Here is a 17,945-nt window from a genome sequence, read left to right as displayed (position 1 = left end):
GCGAAGTCTTTCAGGCGACGACGATTTTAACGGAAGAGATGCGGAAGCGGGCGGCAGGCCGCTCGTTTTCCGCATCGCTTGAAGATCAATTGCCGGCGCTTTCCATGCGGCGCGTCTTCAGCACCTTTTCCAGCCAACCGATTTCCATCTCCGGAACCGACTTCAAAAGCAGGTCTGTGTAGTCGTCGAAGGGCGGCGAGAGCACCTTCGATTTCTGGCCGAAGCGCACGAGCCGCCCGCGGTGCATGACGGCGACGCTGTCGGCGATTGCTCGGACGATGGCGATGTCGTGCGTGATAAAGACATAAGAAACAGCGGTTTCTTCCTGAAGCTTCATAAGAAGACTTAGGATGCCTTCGGCGACCAGCGGGTCGAGTGCCGAAGTCGGCTCGTCGCAGAGGATGAGTTCAGGCTTGGCGGCAAGGGCTCGGGCGATCGCCACGCGCTGCTTCTGCCCGCCGGAAAGTTCGGCGGGGTAACGGTCGAGGAAACGCGAGCCCATCTCGATCTGGTCGAGCAGTTCTTTGACGCGCTCGGTCTTCCTGGCGCCGTGCATGCTGAAATAAAAGGAAAGCGGCCGGCCGATGATGTCGCGCACCGTCTGGCGGGGGTTCATCGCGGTGTCCGCCATCTGGTAGATCATCTGGATGCGGCGCAGTTCCTCCCGCGACCGTCCTTTCAATGCTCGAGGCAGTTCCTTGCCCTCGAAGGTGATGTGGCCTTCGGTCGGCGGCAGGAGCCCGGTGATCACCCGTGCGAGCGTCGATTTGCCGGATCCGGATTCTCCGACGATCGCCAGCGTTTGACCCTTCGGCAGATGCATCGAGACGTCGTGCAGGACCTTGAAGCCGTTGCCATAGGCGGCGTGCACGTTCTCGATCTTGAGAAGCGTGCCGGACTGGTCCGTGGCTTCGTCCCGCTTCGTCTGGCGGACGCTGACGAGGGCGCGGGTATAGTCTTCCTTCGGCGCTTCGATCACCTGCTTTGTAGTGCCGTATTCGACGGTCTTGCCGTGGCGCAGCACCATGATGTCGTCGGAGATTTGGGCGACCACCGCGAGATCATGGGTGATGTAGAGCGCTGCCGTATGCGTCTCCTCTATCGCGTGCTTGATGGCGGCGAGGACGTCGATCTGGGTGGTCACGTCGAGCGCCGTTGTCGGTTCGTCGAAGACGATCAGTTCCGGATTGGGGCAGAGCGCCATGGCGGTCATCGCACGCTGCAATTGGCCGCCGGACACCTGGTGCGGGTAGCGCTCGCCGAAGGTTTCGGGATTGGGCAGGCCCAGCACGCGGAACAGGTAAAGCGCGCGTTTCTGCGCCTCCGCCCTGTTCATGATGCCGTGGCGGAGCGACGCCTCGATCACCTGTTCGCCAAGCTTGTGGGCGGGGTTGAACGCGGCCGCCGCAGACTGGGCCACATAGCAGACATGGGCGCCGCGCACGGAGTTGATGCCGCTGCGGTCGAGCTTAAGGATATCCTTACCGTTGAGCAGCACCTCGCCGGCGGTGATGCGGCAACCGCCGCGGCCATAGGCAAGAGCCGATAGGCCGATCGTCGACTTGCCGGCGCCCGATTCGCCGATGAGGCCAAGGACCTTGCCCTTCTGCAGGTCGAAGGAGACGCCTTCGACCAGTGTTACCACCTTCGGCGGCTCGCCGGGTGGATAGCTCGTCGCCTCTATTTTTAGGTTCTTGACGGAAAGCAGCTCAGGCATCACCGCGCCCTCCTTTCAGGCTCGAGGTGCGCTTCATCAGCCAGTCGACGACGAGGTTGACGCAGATCGCAAGCGTGGCAATCGCGGCACCCGGAACGAGAGCGGCTGAGATGCCGAAGATGATGCCGTCCTTGTTGTCCTTGACCATGCCGCCCCAGTCGGCGGCCGGCGGCTGGATGCCGAGGCCGAGGAAGGAGAGCGTGGAGAGGAACAGGATAGAGAAGGCGAAGCGCAGGCCGAACTCGGCAAGCAAGGGCGAGAGCGTGTTCGGGAGGATTTCCCGAAAGATGATCCAGAGGGAGCCTTCGCCGCGAAGCCGCGCCGCTTCGACGAACTCCATCACGGCAACGTCGAGGGCGACCGCGCGGCCGATGCGAAAGACGCGGGTGGAGTCGAGCACGGCCATGACGAGGATCAGGATCCAGAGATGCTGCGGCAGTACGGCGAGAACGACGAGCGCGAAGATCAGCGTCGGGATCGCCATCATCAGGTCGTTGAAGCGGGAAAAGAGTTGGTCGACGAAGCCGCCCATGACGGCCGCGGCGAAGCTCAGGATCATGCCGAGAGCGAAGGAGAGCACGGTTGCCGCCAGCGCCACGAGAATGGTGGTGCGGGCGCCGTAGATCAGGCGCGAAAGCAGGTCGCGCCCGAGGTTGTCGGTGCCGAGCAGGAAGTCGCCGCCGGCCGGCATCCAGATCTCGCCGACCACGTCGCGCTCGCCATAGGGGGCGAGTGCCGGCGCGAAAATCGCGCATAGAATGGCAATGGCGATGCCGACAATGCCGATCCAGGCGCTGATGGGGATGGATTTCACATTCATCGCGGGTGCCTCAGTCTCGGGTTGGCGAGAATGGCGAGGATGTCGGCCGCCATATTGAGGAAGATGTAGAAGGCCGCGAAGATCAGGCCGCAGGCCTGTACGACGGGCATGTCGCGCACGGTCACGGCATCGACCATGTATTGGCCCATGCCGGGATAGACAAAGACGACCTCCACGACGACGACGCCGACGACGAGATAGGCGAGGTTCAGTGCAATGACGTTGATGACGGGCGCGACGGCGTTGGGAGCGGCGTGGCGGGCGATGATGCGGAAGGTGCCGAGACCCTTAAGTTCGGCGGTCTCGACATAGGCTGACGACATGACGTTGAGGATTGCCGCCCGCGTCATGCGCATCATATGCGCGAGGACGACGAGTACGAGCGTCGCGACCGGCAGGGCGATCGCCGAAAGCCGCTCGGTGAGGGTCATGCTGTCATAGACAGTCGCCGGGAAGGTGGCGATCCCCAATTGGACCGCGAAAACCATGATCAAGAGATAGCCGATAAAGAATTCCGGCAGCGAGATCGCCGCCAGCGATATCACGTTGATGATCTTGTCCGGCATGCGATTGCGGAATTGCACCGCGAGCATCCCAAGCCCGACTGCAAGCGGTACCGAGATGAGCGCGGCGAAGAAGGCGAGAAACAGCGAATTGCCGAGGCGGTTGCCGATCTGTTCGCTGACGGAGTTCTTGCTCGCCCAGGACGTGCCGAAGTCGCCTTGCACGGCGCCACCAAGCCAGGTGAGATAGCGTTCGCTCCAGGGTCTGTCGAGGCCGAGATCCTTGCGGATGTTCTCGACCGCCTGCGGCGTCGCGGATTGGCCGAGATAGGTGGTGGCGAAATCGCCGGGGAGAGCCTCTACGCCGCCGAAGATCATCAGCGACACGGCGAAGAGAAGGCCGACGCTCAAGCCGAGGCGCTGCAGGATCAGCGCCGCGAGAGGACGACGAAAGACGAAACGCCGCCAGAATGTGCCGCCGAGCTCGCCAGCGGCGAGGGCGGGGTTGGGTTTTGCTGGTACTCCGGAAAGATCGGCCGGCCGCAGGGGTGTCTCTCCCGCGGCCGCGTCCGTCAGAACCGGACCAGTGATCGGTCCGCTTTCCATCGTCAGGCGTCCAGCCACACCCGGGTTGCGACATAGCCGTTCGACATGTCGTTGCCGATGTCGTGGACGTAGCCCTTCACCTGCTTCGTGGCCGCGTTCACGAAGTCATTGAACATCGGCAGGATCAGCCCACCTTCGTCGCGCACCATCATTGCCATGGTGCGGTACATCTCCTTGCGCTTGGCCTCGTCCAGTTCGGAGCGGGCCTCAAGCAGAAGCTTGTCGAAGTCCTCACGCTGGAAGCGAGTGTCGTTCCAGTCGGCGTTCGACAGATAAGCCGTCGAGTACATCTGGTCCTGGGTCGGACGGCCTCCCCAGTAGGAGGTGCAGAACGGCTGAACGTTCCACACATTCGTCCAGTAGCCGTCGCCCGGCTCGCGCTTGACCTCGATCTCGATACCGGCCTTCTTCGCGCTCTCCTGATAGAGAACGGCTGCATCCACCGCGCCGGGGAAGGCGACGTCGGAGGTGCGCAGCAGAACCGGACCGCTGTGGCCCGACTTCTTGTAGTGGAAGGCGGCCTTGTCGGGATCGTAGACGCGCTGCTCGATCCCTTCCGGGAAGAGGGCATAGGTGTCGTTGATCGGGAAATCGTTGCCGACCTTGCCGTAGCCGCCGAGGATGCGCTGGACCATGGTCTCGCGATCCATCGCCAGCTTCAACGCCATGCGCAGGTCGTTGTTGTCGAACGGCGCGGTATTGCAATGCATGATGAAGACGTAGTGACCGCGGCCGGGGGTATTGAGGATTTCGACTGTCGGCGCGCGCTTCAGAAGGTTGACCGTCTTCGGGTCGACGCGGTTGATATAGTGCACCTGGCCGGATGAAAGGGCGGCGATACGCGCCGTTGCGTCGTTCATCGCGATCAGTTCGATCGTGTCCACAAAGCCGCGATCCGTGCGCCAATCGTCGGCGTTCTTTTCGAAGGTGGCACGCACGCCCGGTTCGAAGCTCGTCACCTTGTAGGGACCGGTGCCGATCATCGCATCGGGATTGTCGAGACCGCCATTCGGCTGGATGATGAGGTGGTAGTCGGTGAGCAGCAGCGGCAGGTCGGCATTGCCTTCCGTCAGCGTCAGCACGAGCTTGTCGCCATCCGCCTTGATTTCCTTGATCGACTTCATCACGCCGAGCGCGCCTGACTCCGACTTGTCATCGGTATGCCGTTGCAGCGTCTTGATGACGTCGTCGACGGTCAGTTCCTTGCCGTCGTGGAACTTGACGCCCTTCCGGATCGTGAAGGTCCAGGTTGCCGCGTCTGCGGAGGGTTCCCAGGATTCGGCGAGCGCCGGCACGGGCGCGCCGGTCGTCGGGTGGCTTTCGACAAGCATATCGCCCCAGTTGCGGCCGACGACGAACATGAACTGCGAAAGCGCCTTGGCTGGGTCTTTCGAGTCGGTTGCCGCTGCACCTTCGAGACCGAGCTTCAGGTGACCGCCACGCTTCGGCTCCTGTGCAGCCGCGCTGGTCGCGAAAAGCGTGTTTGCCGTCGATGCGGCGATGCCGAAAGCTGCCGCGCGCCCAAGAAACTCACGCCGGTTCATTTTGCCCAGCATGACCTGCCGTGCCAGATAGTCTTTGTAATCGCTCATTCCCCTGTTCCCTTCTTTCCTCGGCATTCGCCGTTCGTTGTGATTGGTAGAGTACTCGCGTTTTGCCATCGATGCGATGGCTCCGGCCCCGGGCTTGGTGCCCCGCCATGATTTGCCTATCCTGACCTCCTTCTCCGGTTCCGGGGGCGCTCCCACCATCTTCATCCATAAGGCTAGCTGCTTTGGATGAGGCTTGTAACGCCCTAAATTACAAATCTTGCCGCACGCAGCGGTATCCGCGGCGCGCCACGCTAGAATGCCGGGCCAGCCGGCTCCAAGACCTTGTCGCGGCCGTAGAGGGCCCGCGTAATTCAACGTCCCTTCCAGGCCGGGTCCCGCTTTTCGGCAAAGGCGCGCGCGCCCTCCAACTGGTCTTCGCTCGAATAGAGGGTGTCGACCGTCCTGAACTGCCGGCGGGTGATCTTGTTCATCGTCGTCTGGAAGTCGCGGCCTTCGGCCTCACGCACCACTTCCTTGATCGCAGCATAGACGAGCGGCGGTCCGCTTTCGAGGAGGCGGGCGAGTTCCCAGGCCCGCTCCATCAGCCGTCCGGCCGGCAGGATCTCATTGACGAAACCCCAGCGGTTCGCCTCGACAACGTCGAGCCAGCGACCGGTGAGGAGCATGTCCATGGCGATGTGATAGGGAATGCGTTTCGGCAGCTTGACCGATGCAGCATCGGCAAGCGTGCCCGATCGTATTTCCGGAAGCGCGAAAGTCGCATGCTCGGCGGCAAGTATGATGTCGGTCGAAAGCGCGATTTCGAGGCCGCCGCCGCAACAGATGCCGTTGACGGCGGCGATGATCGGCTTGTTGAGGTCGCGCAGCTCCTGCATGCCACCGAAGCCGCCGACGCCGTAATCGCCGTCGACGGGATCGCCCTCCGCCGCCGCCTTCAGATCCCAACCGGGGCAGAAGAATTTTTCGCCGGCGCCAGTGATGATTGCTACCCTGAGTTCCGGGTCGTCGCGGAAATTGCGGAAGATTTCGCCCATGACCCGGCTAGTCTTCAGGTCGATGGCGTTGGCCTTCGGCCGGTCGATCGTGACTTCGAGAATGCCGCCTTCGCGGCGGGTGGGGATCGGTCCGGTCATAGGCGTCATTTCCTCCGGCGGATCAAGGCATCGGCGGCAACGGCTCCCTGGCCCTCCGGCAACACCATTATAGGATTGATATCGAGTTCTTCGAGTTTGGAAGCGTTTGCAACGACATAGGATGCCACGGCAGCGACAGTCCTTATCAAGGCGGCGACATCTCCCTTTGGGCCGCCGCGATAGCCATCCAGTAGTTTGTGACTCTTGAGGCCCGCGATTGCCTCGCCGATCGCCTCTTCGGTCGTCGGCAGCGTCAGTATTGCGGAGTCTTCCATAAGCTCGACGAGAATTCCGCCGGCGCCGATGGTCAGCACCGGGCCTGCGACGGGATCGCGCATTGCTCCGACGATCAGCTCGGCGACTGGCTTGGCGATCATCTTTTCGACGAGATAGCCGGAGGCGACCGAGGCCATGTCTTGGGCCGCGGCGAGTACCTCGTCGCGACTTGCGAGATTAAGCTTGACCGCACCGGCCTCGGTCTTGTGGGCGACACCCAGGCCCTTGAGCACGACCGGGAAACCGAGGGTTTCGGCCGCATCAACTGCTTGCTCAGCAGTAGCGGCGGTGATGCCGTTGGGAACGGCTACGCCCGAGGCGGATAGCTCACTCTTCGCTTCCGCCTCGGTCAACGTGACAGCGTCTCCGGCATCCGGGCGGACCTGAAGCAGGGGAGGCGCAGCCGCTCTTGCCCAGGCCGCACCGATCGCCGCCGCGGTCTCGGCGGCGGCGAGCGCCTCATCGATGCCGAAGAAGGGCGCCACGTCTGCTGCCATCAGGGAAAGCGCGGTTTCCTCCGGCATGTTCTCGCCAAGGCTTGCGACGATACCGGCAACCGCGCCGGTCGCGTTCGCCGCGTCGATCACCGCCTCGCAGGTCGTCACCCAGTCGGCGGCATCGCAGCGGTCGAGCCGTGGGAAATCGAGCACGATCAGGTTCAAGGCATAGCCGCCCCGCATCATCGCGGCGAAGGCAGCCGTCTGCTTCTCGCGATTGCCCCAGACGAAGGTGTGATAGTCGAGCGGATTGGCGATCGTCACCATTTCGCCCAGGCTCTCGCGGAGCGGTTGGCGCTGCTCCTTTCTGAGCGCTCGGAAGTTGACCCTGCGCCGGACGCCGGCGTCCGCCATCAGCGAGGCCTCGCCGCCGGAACAGCTCATCGATGAGATGTCCGCGCTTGGAAGTGGGCCGTGAAGGTGCAGAAGCTTCAAGGTTTCGAGAAGCTCCGGCAGCGTATCGACGCGGCCGATGCCGAGTCGGGCAAGCAGTGCCGAGGAGACGCGGTCATTGCCGGCGAGAGAGGCGGTGTGGGAGACGGTTGCGGCTTGTGCGGCCTCCGACTTGCCGACCTTCAGCGTCACGACTGGTTTGCGCAATTCGCGCGCGCGGGTTGCGAGCCGCTCCAATGCCTCGATGCTGTCAAAGCCTTCGATGTGAAGGCCGACGGCGGTGACGCGCGGGTCCTCGAGCACCGCGCAAGCGATATCGGAAAGTCCGGTCTGCGCCTGGTTGCCGGCGGTCATGATATAGGCCAGCGGCAGCCCACGCTTTTGCATGGAGATGTTGCAGGCGATGTTGGAGGATTGCGTGAGCACGGCGACGCCGCGTTCGACGCGGAGCATGCCGTGCTGGTCCGGCCAGAGGAGCGCGCCGTCCAGCATGTTGATGAAGCCGTAGCAATTGGGGCCGACGATCGGCATGTCGCCCGCAGCGGCGATAAGTGCCTCCTGCAGGTCGCTGCCGTCGGCAAGCTCGCTTGCCGCCTCGCGGAAGCCCGAAGCGTAACAGACGGCACCGCCGGCGCCGCGGGTGGCGAGATCGCGGATGATTTCGATCGTCAGCGCACGGTTGACGCCGACGAAGGAGGCATCCGGAGCTTCAGGCAGGTCTGCGACCGAGCGATAGCAGCGGCGGCCGAGGATTTCCTCTTCGCGGGGGTGGACCGGCCAGATTTGGCCGACAAAACCCATCTTGTCGCATTGCTCGATGATGCGCCGCGCCTCCTTGCCGCCGAAGACGGCGAGCGAGCGGGGGCGGATCAGACGGTCGAGGGAGCGGGGAGTGGGGGTCATGCCACGCCCCCGTTGAGTGCGCCGGGGAGACGCCCTCCGCAGCGCACCCCCCTCTGCCCTGCCGGGCATCTCCCCCACAAGGGGGGAGATTGGTCGGGGCGCTGTCCTTGCCCGTCAGCGACCGCCGAGGAGCGCTGGAATATTCTCGATGTACGGCGGGCGGTCGAGACGGTTCTCTGAGAAGGAAACTGGGCGGCTGCGTCTTGCCGATCTCCCCCCTTGTGGGGGAGATGCCCGGCAGGGCAGAGGGGGGTAATTTGCGGAAGCTCGCCCATCGTTCAAGCCCCCAGCGGCCGAAGCAGATCGCGGCTGATGATGTGCCGCTGGATCTCGGAGGTGCCGTCCCAGATGCGCTCGACGCGGGCGTCGCGCCAGAAACGGGCGAGCGGCAAGTCGTCCATCAGCCCCATGCCGCCATAGATCTGGATCGCCTCGTCGGTAACGCGGGCAAGCATTTCCGTGGCAAAGACCTTGGCGGAAGCGATCTCGCGGTTCGACGGCAGGCCCTGGTCGAGTCGCCAGGCGGCCGACAGCGTCAGCAGGTCGGCGGCGTCGATCTCGGTGATCATGTCGGCAAGCTTGAAGGAGACGCCCTGATTGGCGCCGATCGGCTTGCCGAACTGCTTGCGCTCGGCCGCATAGGAGAGGGCATAATCGAAGGCGCGGCGGGCGCGGCCGACGGAGGTAGCGGCGACCGTCAGCCGTGTTGCGTAGAGCCAGTCATTTGCAAGATCGAAGCCTCTGTGAAGGTCGCCAAGGATCTGCGAGGAGGGCAGCCGACAATCGTCGAAGGTGAGAATGCAATTGTTGTAGCCGCGATGCGAGACGGAATTATAGCCCTCGCGGATTTCGAAGCCGGGCGTGCCGCGGTCGACGAGGAAGCAGGTGATCTTCTTCTTCGGTCCGCGCGGCGTCTGCTCCTCGCCGGTGGCGATGAAGACGATAACGAAATCGGCGATATCGGCGTGGCTGATGAAGTGCTTCGTGCCGTTGACGATCCAGTCGTCGCCGTCCTGCCTCGCGAAGCATTTCATGCCGCGGACGTCGGAGCCGGCGTCCGGTTCGGTCATGGCGAGTGCATCGAACTTGTCGCCGCGGACCGCCGGTAAAAGGTAGCGCTCGCGCTGCTCCTCATTGCAGGCCATCAGGATGCCGGAGGGGCGGCCGAAGAAGACGGTCAGGCCCATGGAGCCGCGGCCGAGTTCGCGCTCGACCAGCGTGAAGGTCAGGTGATCGAGCCCCGCGCCGCCAACCTCCTCCGGAAAGTTGCAGGCGAAGAAGCCGAGTTCCTTGCATTTGCGGGCGATCTCGAGGCCCAGCTCGCGCGGCACGATGCCGGTGCGCTCCACCACGTTCTCGTGCGGATAGATCTCGGTCTCGACAAAGCTGCGGACCGTGTCGACGATCATCTGCTGTTCTTCGGTCAGTGCGAAATTCATTGTTCTCCCTCGTCATTCTTGTCGGCCTGCATTCGCCTTGCGGGTCGCTCCTCAACGATCCGCAGAGGGTCGCGGCAGCGGGATGAGGGGTGTCGCCCCGCTGCGATCACCTTCACCGTTTCTGCCCCACATGCCGCCCCGCACCCTCCGGCACTGTGAGCTTCGCGTGTCCTTCCGCGATCGGCCTCAGCTTCGCCAGCACCTCCGCCGGCGCGGGCACGGACTTGCCGGCATCGGCATCGACGTGCAGCATCATCTGCTCGGCAGTAGCGATGACGTCGCCGGAGGCAGCATCGTGGATTCGCGTGAAGAAGTGGATGCGCTTCTCGTCAGAGGCGAGAACTTGCAGCGTCGTGTAGAGCGCCTGGCCGAGCTTGGCCTCGCCGAGATGGCGGATATGCGTCTCGACGGTGTAGCAGCTGTGGCCAGCCTCGACATAGGCGAAGTCGACGCCGATCAGTCTGAGCAACGCGTCTGACGTGTCGCCGAAGAGTTGCAGGTAGCGGTGCTCGGTCATGTGACCGTTATAGTCGACCCAGGCGGCATTGACCTTTGTCTCGACGAGACGCAGCGGCCCAGAAGCGTTGTAGCTCTTCGACTGGTTGCCGCCCTTCGCCCAGAGGCGTTTCTCGAAATCGGCGAGCAGCTTGCCGGCGCCCCAGCCTTCACCGCCATTGCTGGCCTTCAGCGCATGCATGATGCCGACGAGGTTCTCGTCGCGGATGCGTTCGAGTTCGCGGATGGAGCGGCCGGCGGCCTGGGCGTCCGATTGCGCGCCGATCTTCTCGACGAGCGCATCGTCGAGGTCGACAACGTCGGTGAACTTCGTCCAGGGCCATTTGAGGCAGGGGCCGAACTGGGCAAGGAAGTGGCGCATGCCGGCTTCGCCACCGGCGATGCGATAGGTCTCGAAGAGGCCCATCTGCGCCCAGCGCATGCCGAACGAATAGCGCATGACATTGTCGAGCGTCTCGGTATCGCAGATTTCGTCCTTAATCAGCCAGAGCGCCTCGCGCCAGAGCGCCTCGAGCAGGCGATCGCCAACGAAAGCCTCGATCTCCTTGGCGATGACGACGCCCTTCATGCCGATCTCGGCAACTGCTTCCTCGGCGCGCTTGATCGTCTCCGGCGCGGTCTTCTTGCCGCCGACGAGCTCGACCAGCGGCAGCAGGTAGACCGGATTGTAGGGATGCGCCACGAACATGCGTTCGGGATGCTTCATCTCAGCCTGCAAGTCGGAGGGCAGGAGGCCCGAGGTCGACGAGCCGATGAGCGCGTCGGGGCGGGCAGCGGCGTCGATCTCGGTGATCACACCGCGCTTCAGCGGCAGCCGTTCGGGCACGCTTTCCTGAATCCAGTCAACGTTGTGGACGGCTTCTTCGATGCTCTTGCAAAAGGTGAATTTGCCGCGCTGCGGCAGCGGCGCCATGGTCAGCATGCCATAGGCGCGTTCCGCATTGGCCATGACCTCGCCGATGATCCGCTCGGCTTCCGGATGCGGATCGAAGATGTTGACGTCTATGCCGGCGAGCGCGAAGCGCGCCGCCCAGGCCCCGCCGATGACGCCGCCGCCGATGCAGGCGGCCTTGGTGATGGTGCTCATTCCCTCTCCAATCAACTGTTGCGTCGGAACCCCTCCCGGCCCTGTGGGCCACCCTCCCCACAAGGAGGAGGGCTGGGTGCGCCCATCCTGTTCAGTCCCTCTTTCCCTAACCACCTGCCGCGCGGTTCTCGTTATCCGAGAGACTTAACTAGGCATGCCGGCGCTTCCTCCAGTTTTCGCCGGCGCGGCAGGTTAAACCCTCCCCTTGTGGGAGGGTCGGGGACAGGCCTTCACCGCTTCGTCAGCTTCAGCTTCTTCCGGACCTCTTCCGGCCCGATGATCTTCGCGCCCATGTTCTCAACGACGGCAACCGCCTTTTCGACGAGTTGGGGATTGGTCGCGAGCTGGCCCTTGCCGACATAGAGGTTGTCTTCAAGGCCGACGCGGACGTTGCCGCCGGCAAGGATTGCAGCGGCCGGATAGGCCATGGCATTGCGGCCGATCGAGAAGGCCGAGAAGGTCCAGTTCGAGGGCACGTTGTTGACCATCGCCATGAAGGTGTTGAGGTCGTCCGGCGCGCCCCACGGAATGCCCATGCAGAGCTGGATCAGGACCGGGTCTTCGATCAGGCCTTCCTCGACGAGTTGTTTGGCAAACCACAGGTGTCCGGTGTCGAATGCCTCGATCTCCGGGCGGACGCCGAGGGCGGTCATCTGGCGCGCCATCTCGCGCAGCATCGACGGCGTATTGGTCATCACGTAGTCGCCGAGCGAGAAGTTCATCGTGCCGCAGTCGAGCGTGCAGATTTCCGGCAGGCATTCGGCCACGTGGGCGACGCGCTCGGTGGCGCCGGCCATGTCCGTTCCTTTTTCGTTGACCGGGAAGGGGCTCTCGACATTGCCGAAGACGAGGTCGCCGCCCATGCCGGCGGTCAGATTGAGGACCACGTCGATATCGGCGGAGCGGATGCGGTCGGTCACTTCCTTATAGAGATCGCGGCGCCGCGCCGGTGCGCCGGTGTCGGGATCGCGGACGTGACAGTGGACGATCGCGGCGCCCGCCTTGGCAGCTTCGATCGCCGCTTCGGCAATCTGTTTCGGCGTGACCGGCACGTGAGGGGATTTCGAAACGGTGTCGCCGGCGCCGGTGACGGCACAGGTGACGAACACCTCGCGGTTCATGCTGAGCGGCATGGCTGTCTCCCTTTTTGTTGAGCCTATTACGAGCCAGAAAGCGCCAGCTTGCTTTCCAAGTTCGGAGCCATTCTATACATTGTCGGCAAAAGGAGGAGGAAGTTACACCGTGGAAGCCGCCGTTTCGCAGGCGCAGCATGTCGATCTGCTCGTCCTGCCGGAGACCAATCTCATCCTCGTCGCCTCGGTCGTCGAGCCGCTGCGCGCCGCAAATCGCATCGCCGGGCGCACGCTCTATAGCTGGACGATGTTCAGCCCGAACGGCGAGGCGATCGAGACGAAGAGCGGCATCCCCATCCCGGTCGCCGGGCCGTTCCGGCCACAGCGCGAAACGTCGCCGCTTTTCGTGCTGTCAAGCTACAATTGGCAGCGCAGCGCCACGTCGCAGCTCAAGATGCTGCTCTCGCAGACGGCTCGATATCGGGAGGTAATGGCGGGAATCGAATCGGGTTCCTGGCTGCTTGCCGAGACGAGCCTGCTCGACAATTTTTCCGCCACCACCCACTGGGAGGATTTCGAGGATTTCGCCGCCGCCTATCCGCAGGTGACCATGGTACGTGAGCGTTTCGTCATCGACGGCAAGCGCATCACCACCGGTGGCTCGCTGCCGACGCTTGACCTGATGCTGGAGCTGATCCGTCGAGCGCATGGCTATTCGCTGGCCCTCGAAGTGTCGCGGCTCTTCATCTATGAGCAGGAGCGCACGCGTGGCGACCTCCTGCAGATGCCGGCGATCGGCAATATGCGCATTCTCGACACGCGCGTCGGCGCGGCCGTCAAGCTCATGGAGGAAACGGTCGAGGCGCCGCTTACGCTTCAGCGCCTTGCGCGCCGGGTGGGTGTCAGCGCCCGGCATCTGCAAGACCTCTTCAAGGAGGCGATGGGAGTCGCGCCGCATGAGCACTATCTCGCACTCAGGCTCAATGCGGCGCGCCGCAAAGTGATCGAGACGCGGATGGAGTTCGCCGACATCGCAGCGATCTCCGGGTTCAATTCGTCGTCGTCGTTTTCGCGAAGCTACCGCGCCCACTATCGCGAAAGCCCCAGCGAGACGCGCCGGCGTCTGAAGCTCAAGAGTTGAATCAAAAATTTCAGAGGACGGTTCAGCTGGGCCGATACACCGAATCGAATCAGCAATTCATACTCGGCTCTTTCGGAAAATGATCCAGCTGCGAGCCTTGGAAAAAGCGAGGAAAATCGATGCGCGATAAGGGGCTTGAGGAATTGGTCAGGCAGGAACTCGGCGATCAGCCGGGGCTTTCCGAGAAGCCGATGTTCGGCGGCCTGGCCTTTCTCGTCAACGGCAATCTCCTATGCGGCGCGCGCGAGGACGGTATGCTGGTGAGGCTGGGCAAGGGCAATGACGGCTGGGCGCTGGCGCTGCCAGGCGTCGTCCAGATGGTGATGGGCGAGCGCCAAATGCATGGCTGGGTACGCGCCGGCGCGGGGGCCTATGGCGACGACGCCTTGCGCAGGAGCCTCATTGAGGCGGCGCTCAGCTATGCGCTGTCGCTTCCGCCGAAGTGACGAGGACGGCTTTGCTCTCTCATCCGCTTTCGAAAACTGGTAGAGGCGATATCTCGCCGTGTCAGACGACAGTCTCGCCGCCGTCGACCACGAGGATCTGGCCGGTCATGTAGGACGAGCGATCGGAGACGAGGAACAGGATCGACTCGGCGATTTCGTCGACGCTGGCCCAGCGGCCGAGCGGCACTCTCTCGCGGATATAAGCCTCGATGGCGCTCCGCCCACCCATCTGCGCAATGAAGGGCTCGTTGAAGGGGGTATCGACCCAGCCAGGGCAGAGGGCGTTCACGCGCACGCCGTATTTCGCGTAGTCGCCGGCCATCTGCCGGGTCATGGCGATGACCGCATGCTTTGTGGTCGTGTAGGCGATCATCTCCCGATCATAGAGTACACCGGAGGACGAGGAGGTGTTGACGATCACGCCGCGGCGCGCCGCCTTCATCGATGGCATCACGAGGCGGGCGGCCATGAAATGGGCGCGGACATTGAGGCTCCAGGATCGGTCGAAACCCGGGACCTCGACCGTTTCGAGGTCGCCCGCGACCTGCGCGCCGGCATGATTGTGCAGGATGTCGATGCGGCCGTGCCGGGAAAGGACGTCGGAAATGCCGTACGACAGGGAGTCGTCATCCGTGACGTCGATCGCGAGCGCTTCGGCACTGCCGCCCTCGGCGGCAATCGCAGCGACGGTATCGTTTGCGGCGTTCGCGCTGCGGTCGACGACCACGACATGAGCGCCTTCGCGTGCCATGATGGCCGCACCCGCCTGGCCGATCCCGGAACCCGCTCCGGTCACGATCGCGATCCGGTCTTTGAGGATCATGGTTTCACTCCCCGGATTTGCTTTTCTTTTCGCGCATGAGCACGCGTGCGGTCAGGATGAGGAGCAGCGAGGCGACGAGCACGAGTGTCGCGATGGCGTTGATCTCCGGCGTCACGCCGCGGCGGATCGAGGCGAAGACATAGATCGGCAGGGTCGTCTTCGAGCCGGCGACGAAAAAGGCGATGATGAAATCGTCAAAGGAGAAGGTGAAGGCGAGCAGAAAGCCAGCGAGAATCGACGGCAGAATCTGCGGCAGCACGATCAACCGAAAGGTGGTGAGCGGCGTCGCGTAAAGATCACTCGACGCCTCGACGATGTCCCGCCCGAGGCTGGCGATGCGCGCCTTGACGATCATGGCGACGAGCGCCATCGAGAAGAGCCCGTGGGCGGCAATGATCGAGCCATAACCGAGCCCGAGCTGCGGCGGCTGATCGCCAGGCCAGAGGGCTGCGATTGTCGGATTGACGAAGGAGAATACCGCGACGAGCGCGACCAGCGTGGCAATGCCGATGACGACGCCGGGCACGACAATCGCCGCCGCGAAGAGTGCATCGAAGAGCGCGCGCATGCGGGAGCTCAACCGCTCCATGCCAAGCGCGGCCATGGTGCCGAAAACCGCGGCAAGCGCGGCGCTCGTAAAGGCGATGATCAGGCTGTTTTGGAGCGCCGAGACGAGGAAGGTGTTGCTTAGCGCCTTGCCGTACCATGCGGTCGAAAAAGCGGTGAATTCGCTCGCATTGCGCCCCGCATTGAAGGAGAACAACACGACCAGTGCGATCGGTGCATAGAGGAAGAGATAGACGCAGGAGATGAAGGCGCGCATCAGACGAGATCCACCTGTCTTGTTCCGGCGACCCTCCAGGCGATCCGCATCGCCACCATCAGAACAACGACGACAACAGCGACTAGAGTGACGGCGATGGCCGAGCCGAAAGGCCAGTTGCGCGACTGCAGGAAGAGGTCGACGAGCGCATTGCCGATGAAGAAGACCTTGCCGCCGCCCAAGAGCTGCGGGATCAGGTATTCGCCGAGGAGCAGGATGGTGACGAGCGCGACACCGGTCGTGACCCCCGGCAGCGACAGCGGCAGCGTGACGCCGAAAAAGGTCGAGACGGGCTTCGCGCCGAGATCGGCGGAGGCCTCCAGCAGCCGGCGGTCGAGCCTTTCGAGGCTCACATAGATCGGCATGATCATCAGCGGCAGATAACCGTAAACGATGCCGAGCAGCACGGCCCCGGGCGTGTTCAGCATGCGGACATCCTCGATGCCGATCATCGCGAGCAGATTGGGAATGCCGCGCGAGCCGAGAATGTACATCCAGGCATAGGTGCGAACGAGCAGGCTCGTCCAGAACGGGACGACGACGAGGGAAACGAGGATGAGGCGGTAGCGCGGGTTCGCCTTAACGGCCAGATAGTAGGCGACCGGATAGGCGACGATCAGGCAGAGCAGGGCACCCGCCGGCGCCAGGAGCAGCGTATTCCAGAAGGCGGCTGCCCGGGTCGGCAGGTTGGCGAACTGGGCGAAGGTGAAGGCCACCTGGTACCCGCCTTCGGGTGCCCGCTCGCCGAAGGCGAAGACAAGCATGGCGATGAAGGGGAGGACCAGGAAGACGGTCAGCCACGCGGCCGCCGGCGCAACCAGCGCCGCCGTCACCAGGTTCCTCTTCGTGTTCATTGCCGCGCGCATGGAGTTGGTCCGTCAGAATGCACGTTCAAGATCCGCCCCTCATCCGGCCTGCCGGCCACCTTCTCCCCGTCAAAAACGGGGAGAAGGTCGCGGCAGCGGGACGATGGGCAAGTTTCGCCAGCGAGCCGAAAATCAAGCTGCCTTGAACCGCGCCATAAGCTCGGCGCGGCCGGGATCCGTCAGCGTCACGGCAGCGCCGAATTCGAGCGGGGTCAGCGCGGTCTCGTCCGGATAGACGATCTTGTTGGACGTCACTTCCGCCGGCAGCAGCTTCATGACCCGGCTGTCGGTCGTCGGCGCCCCGTTGGCGATGTGCTCCTTGACGGCGTTTTCAGGCGCCATCAGGTAGTTGAGCAGTGCATATCCAGCCGCTTTGTTGGCCGCACTCTTCGGGATTGCGTAGAAGTCCGACCAGATCTCGCCGCCGTCCTTGCCGAGCACGAATTTGATATCCGGAATGTCGCGGTTCAATTGCGCACCATCATTGGTCCAGCACATCGTCATCCAGGCGTCGGTTGCACGCATCGCCGGCTGATAATCGCTGTTGATCGCGTAGAGATGCGGCTTCACCTTGATCAGGAGCTCTTCGGCCTTGGCAAGTTCTTCGGGCTTGATCGAATTGAAGGAAAAGCCGAGCGAAACCAGCGCATTGCCGATGGTGGTGAGCTGGTAGTCGTGCACCATGGTGCGGCCGTCGGCCTCGGTCATCGCGATCTCGAAGAAGTCCTTCCAGCTCGCTACCGGCGTCTTGATCTTGCTGGAGTTCACCGCGATGCCGGTCGTTCCCCAGTTCTTCGGCACGGCATAGGTCTTGCCGTCGACGATGCCCTCGTTGGTGAAGCGCGGGTTCTCGGTCGAGGCGTCGTAGTTCGGCAGTTTTGACATATCGAGTTCGTCGATCAGACCGAGCTTCACATAGGTGGAGATCGTGTAGTTGGTGGGCACGAAAAGGTCCCAGCCGGTACCGCCGGCCTGCAGCTTCGCCAGCATTTCCTCGTTCGAGCCGAAGACGTTGACTTCGACGGCAACGCCTGTCGCGGCCGTGAAGGCCTCGAAGGTGGCGGGATCATGATAGTTCGGCCAGGTCGCGATCGACATCTGCGTGCCGAGATCCTCGGCGACTGCGGTCGAATTGAAGAGACCGGGCTGGCGCGCGAGCACGGCCGTCGCCAGGCCGAGACCGGTGACCCCGAGGAAATGGCGGCGGGTAACCGAGCCGCGCTTCAGGCGCATCAACTCGTCGGCGAGCCCGTCCGCGGTGATCGGGGCATTGTCTCTGTACCACTTGGTCATGATGCTGTTCCCTTATCGTTGACTGCATTGATTTGCG

General features: G+C 63.3%; 15 protein-coding genes. 2 read left to right on the top strand and 13 right to left on the bottom strand.

Annotation, left to right across the window (positions count from 1 at the left end):
- Positions 1-85 precede the first annotated feature (85 nt).
- The 9 genes from M728_RS10650 to M728_RS10610 form a co-directional block, all read right to left on the bottom strand.
- Positions 86-1,717 (bottom strand): ABC transporter ATP-binding protein, encoded by a 1,632-nt coding sequence (locus tag M728_RS10650; protein ID WP_026619005.1) that lies wholly within the window; start codon positions 1,715-1,717, stop codon positions 86-88.
- Positions 1,710-2,537, bottom strand: a complete 828-nt coding sequence (locus M728_RS10645; protein ID WP_026619006.1) for an ABC transporter permease — start codon at positions 2,535-2,537, stop codon at positions 1,710-1,712. The genes M728_RS10650 and M728_RS10645 overlap by 8 nt, the downstream gene beginning before the upstream one ends.
- Entirely contained in the window at positions 2,534-3,646 is a 1,113-nt protein-coding gene (locus M728_RS10640) for an ABC transporter permease (protein WP_034883022.1), read from the bottom strand. The genes M728_RS10645 and M728_RS10640 overlap by 4 nt, the downstream gene beginning before the upstream one ends.
- A gap of 2 nt (positions 3,647-3,648) precedes the next feature.
- Positions 3,649-5,238: an ABC transporter substrate-binding protein gene (locus M728_RS10635; protein WP_026619008.1), complete on the bottom strand. Its 1,590-nt coding sequence runs from the start codon at positions 5,236-5,238 to the stop codon at positions 3,649-3,651.
- A 311-nt stretch (positions 5,239-5,549) separates the two neighbouring features.
- Positions 5,550-6,332 (bottom strand): carnitinyl-CoA dehydratase, encoded by a 783-nt coding sequence (locus tag M728_RS10630; RefSeq protein ID WP_026619009.1) that lies wholly within the window; start codon positions 6,330-6,332, stop codon positions 5,550-5,552.
- Between the two features lie 5 nt (positions 6,333-6,337).
- A complete protein-coding gene (locus M728_RS10625; protein ID WP_026619010.1) occupies positions 6,338-8,401 on the bottom strand; it encodes an acetate--CoA ligase family protein in 2,064 nt (687 codons plus the stop codon).
- Between the two features lie 278 nt (positions 8,402-8,679).
- The gene (locus tag M728_RS10620) at positions 8,680-9,840 is read right to left on the bottom strand and encodes an acyl-CoA dehydrogenase family protein (protein WP_026619011.1); all 1,161 of its coding nucleotides are present in this window, start codon (positions 9,838-9,840) and stop codon (positions 8,680-8,682) included.
- A 112-nt stretch (positions 9,841-9,952) separates the two neighbouring features.
- Positions 9,953-11,443 (bottom strand): carnitine 3-dehydrogenase, encoded by a 1,491-nt coding sequence (locus tag M728_RS10615; protein ID WP_026619012.1) that lies wholly within the window; start codon positions 11,441-11,443, stop codon positions 9,953-9,955.
- A 230-nt stretch (positions 11,444-11,673) separates the two neighbouring features.
- On the bottom strand, positions 11,674-12,576 hold the full coding sequence (locus M728_RS10610) for a 3-keto-5-aminohexanoate cleavage protein (RefSeq protein WP_026619013.1): 903 nt from the start codon (positions 12,574-12,576) through the stop codon (positions 11,674-11,676).
- A gap of 109 nt (positions 12,577-12,685) precedes the next feature.
- Between M728_RS10610 and M728_RS10605 the strand changes: the two genes are divergently transcribed.
- Together M728_RS10605 and M728_RS10600 are read left to right on the top strand one after the other, a co-directional pair.
- Positions 12,686-13,657: a GlxA family transcriptional regulator gene (locus M728_RS10605; RefSeq protein WP_026619014.1), complete on the top strand. Its 972-nt coding sequence runs from the start codon at positions 12,686-12,688 to the stop codon at positions 13,655-13,657.
- Positions 13,658-13,776: 119 nt separating this feature from the next.
- Positions 13,777-14,103, top strand: coding sequence for a TfoX/Sxy family protein (locus M728_RS10600; RefSeq protein WP_026619015.1), 327 nt, complete (start codon positions 13,777-13,779; stop codon positions 14,101-14,103).
- Positions 14,104-14,164: 61 nt separating this feature from the next.
- On the opposite strand, the gene M728_RS10595 is transcribed toward M728_RS10600, so the two are convergent.
- The 4 genes from M728_RS10595 to M728_RS10580 form a co-directional block, all read right to left on the bottom strand.
- Complete coding sequence (locus tag M728_RS10595) at positions 14,165-14,926, bottom strand: SDR family NAD(P)-dependent oxidoreductase (RefSeq protein WP_026619016.1); 762 nt, start codon at positions 14,924-14,926, stop codon at positions 14,165-14,167.
- A gap of 4 nt (positions 14,927-14,930) precedes the next feature.
- Positions 14,931-15,749 carry an ABC transporter permease gene (locus M728_RS10590; protein ID WP_026619017.1) on the bottom strand — a complete coding sequence of 273 codons (819 nt, stop codon included), beginning with the start codon at positions 15,747-15,749 and terminating at the stop codon, positions 14,931-14,933.
- Complete coding sequence (locus M728_RS10585) at positions 15,749-16,615, bottom strand: ABC transporter permease (protein ID WP_026619018.1); 867 nt, start codon at positions 16,613-16,615, stop codon at positions 15,749-15,751. The genes M728_RS10590 and M728_RS10585 overlap by 1 nt, the downstream gene beginning before the upstream one ends.
- Before the next feature lie 132 nt (positions 16,616-16,747).
- Positions 16,748-17,908: a spermidine/putrescine ABC transporter substrate-binding protein gene (locus M728_RS10580; RefSeq protein WP_026619019.1), complete on the bottom strand. Its 1,161-nt coding sequence runs from the start codon at positions 17,906-17,908 to the stop codon at positions 16,748-16,750.
- Between the last annotated feature and the right edge of the window lie 37 nt (positions 17,909-17,945).

The organism is Ensifer sp. WSM1721, from assembly GCF_000513895.2.
GTDB lineage: Bacteria > Pseudomonadota > Alphaproteobacteria > Rhizobiales > Rhizobiaceae > Sinorhizobium.
This window is presented reverse-complemented; position numbering and strand designations above follow the sequence as displayed.

What these genes read in the sequence shown, in the direction of transcription:
- M728_RS10590 (WP_026619017.1), bottom strand. Translation starts at nt 15,749, where the DNA reads ATGCGCGCCTTCATCTCCTGCGTCTATCTCTTCCTCTATGCACCGATC.
- M728_RS10610 (WP_026619013.1), bottom strand. Translation starts at nt 12,576, where the DNA reads ATGCCGCTCAGCATGAACCGCGAGGTGTTCGTCACCTGTGCCGTCACC.
- M728_RS10630 (WP_026619009.1), bottom strand. Translation starts at nt 6,332, where the DNA reads ATGACCGGACCGATCCCCACCCGCCGCGAAGGCGGCATTCTCGAAGTC.
- M728_RS10640 (WP_034883022.1), bottom strand. Translation starts at nt 3,646, where the DNA reads ATGGAAAGCGGACCGATCACTGGTCCGGTTCTGACGGACGCGGCCGCG.
- M728_RS10620 (WP_026619011.1), bottom strand. Translation starts at nt 9,840, where the DNA reads ATGAATTTCGCACTGACCGAAGAACAGCAGATGATCGTCGACACGGTC.
- M728_RS10645 (WP_026619006.1), bottom strand. Translation starts at nt 2,537, where the DNA reads ATGAATGTGAAATCCATCCCCATCAGCGCCTGGATCGGCATTGTCGGC.
- M728_RS10595 (WP_026619016.1), bottom strand. Translation starts at nt 14,926, where the DNA reads ATGATCCTCAAAGACCGGATCGCGATCGTGACCGGAGCGGGTTCCGGG.
- M728_RS10625 (WP_026619010.1), bottom strand. Translation starts at nt 8,401, where the DNA reads ATGACCCCCACTCCCCGCTCCCTCGACCGTCTGATCCGCCCCCGCTCG.
- M728_RS10585 (WP_026619018.1), bottom strand. Translation starts at nt 16,615, where the DNA reads ATGCGCGCGGCAATGAACACGAAGAGGAACCTGGTGACGGCGGCGCTG.
- M728_RS10615 (WP_026619012.1), bottom strand. Translation starts at nt 11,443, where the DNA reads ATGAGCACCATCACCAAGGCCGCCTGCATCGGCGGCGGCGTCATCGGC.
- M728_RS10650 (WP_026619005.1), bottom strand. Translation starts at nt 1,717, where the DNA reads ATGCCTGAGCTGCTTTCCGTCAAGAACCTAAAAATAGAGGCGACGAGC.
- M728_RS10580 (WP_026619019.1), bottom strand. Translation starts at nt 17,908, where the DNA reads ATGACCAAGTGGTACAGAGACAATGCCCCGATCACCGCGGACGGGCTC.
- M728_RS10600 (WP_026619015.1), top strand. Translation starts at nt 13,777, where the DNA reads ATGCGCGATAAGGGGCTTGAGGAATTGGTCAGGCAGGAACTCGGCGAT.
- M728_RS10635 (WP_026619008.1), bottom strand. Translation starts at nt 5,238, where the DNA reads ATGAGCGATTACAAAGACTATCTGGCACGGCAGGTCATGCTGGGCAAA.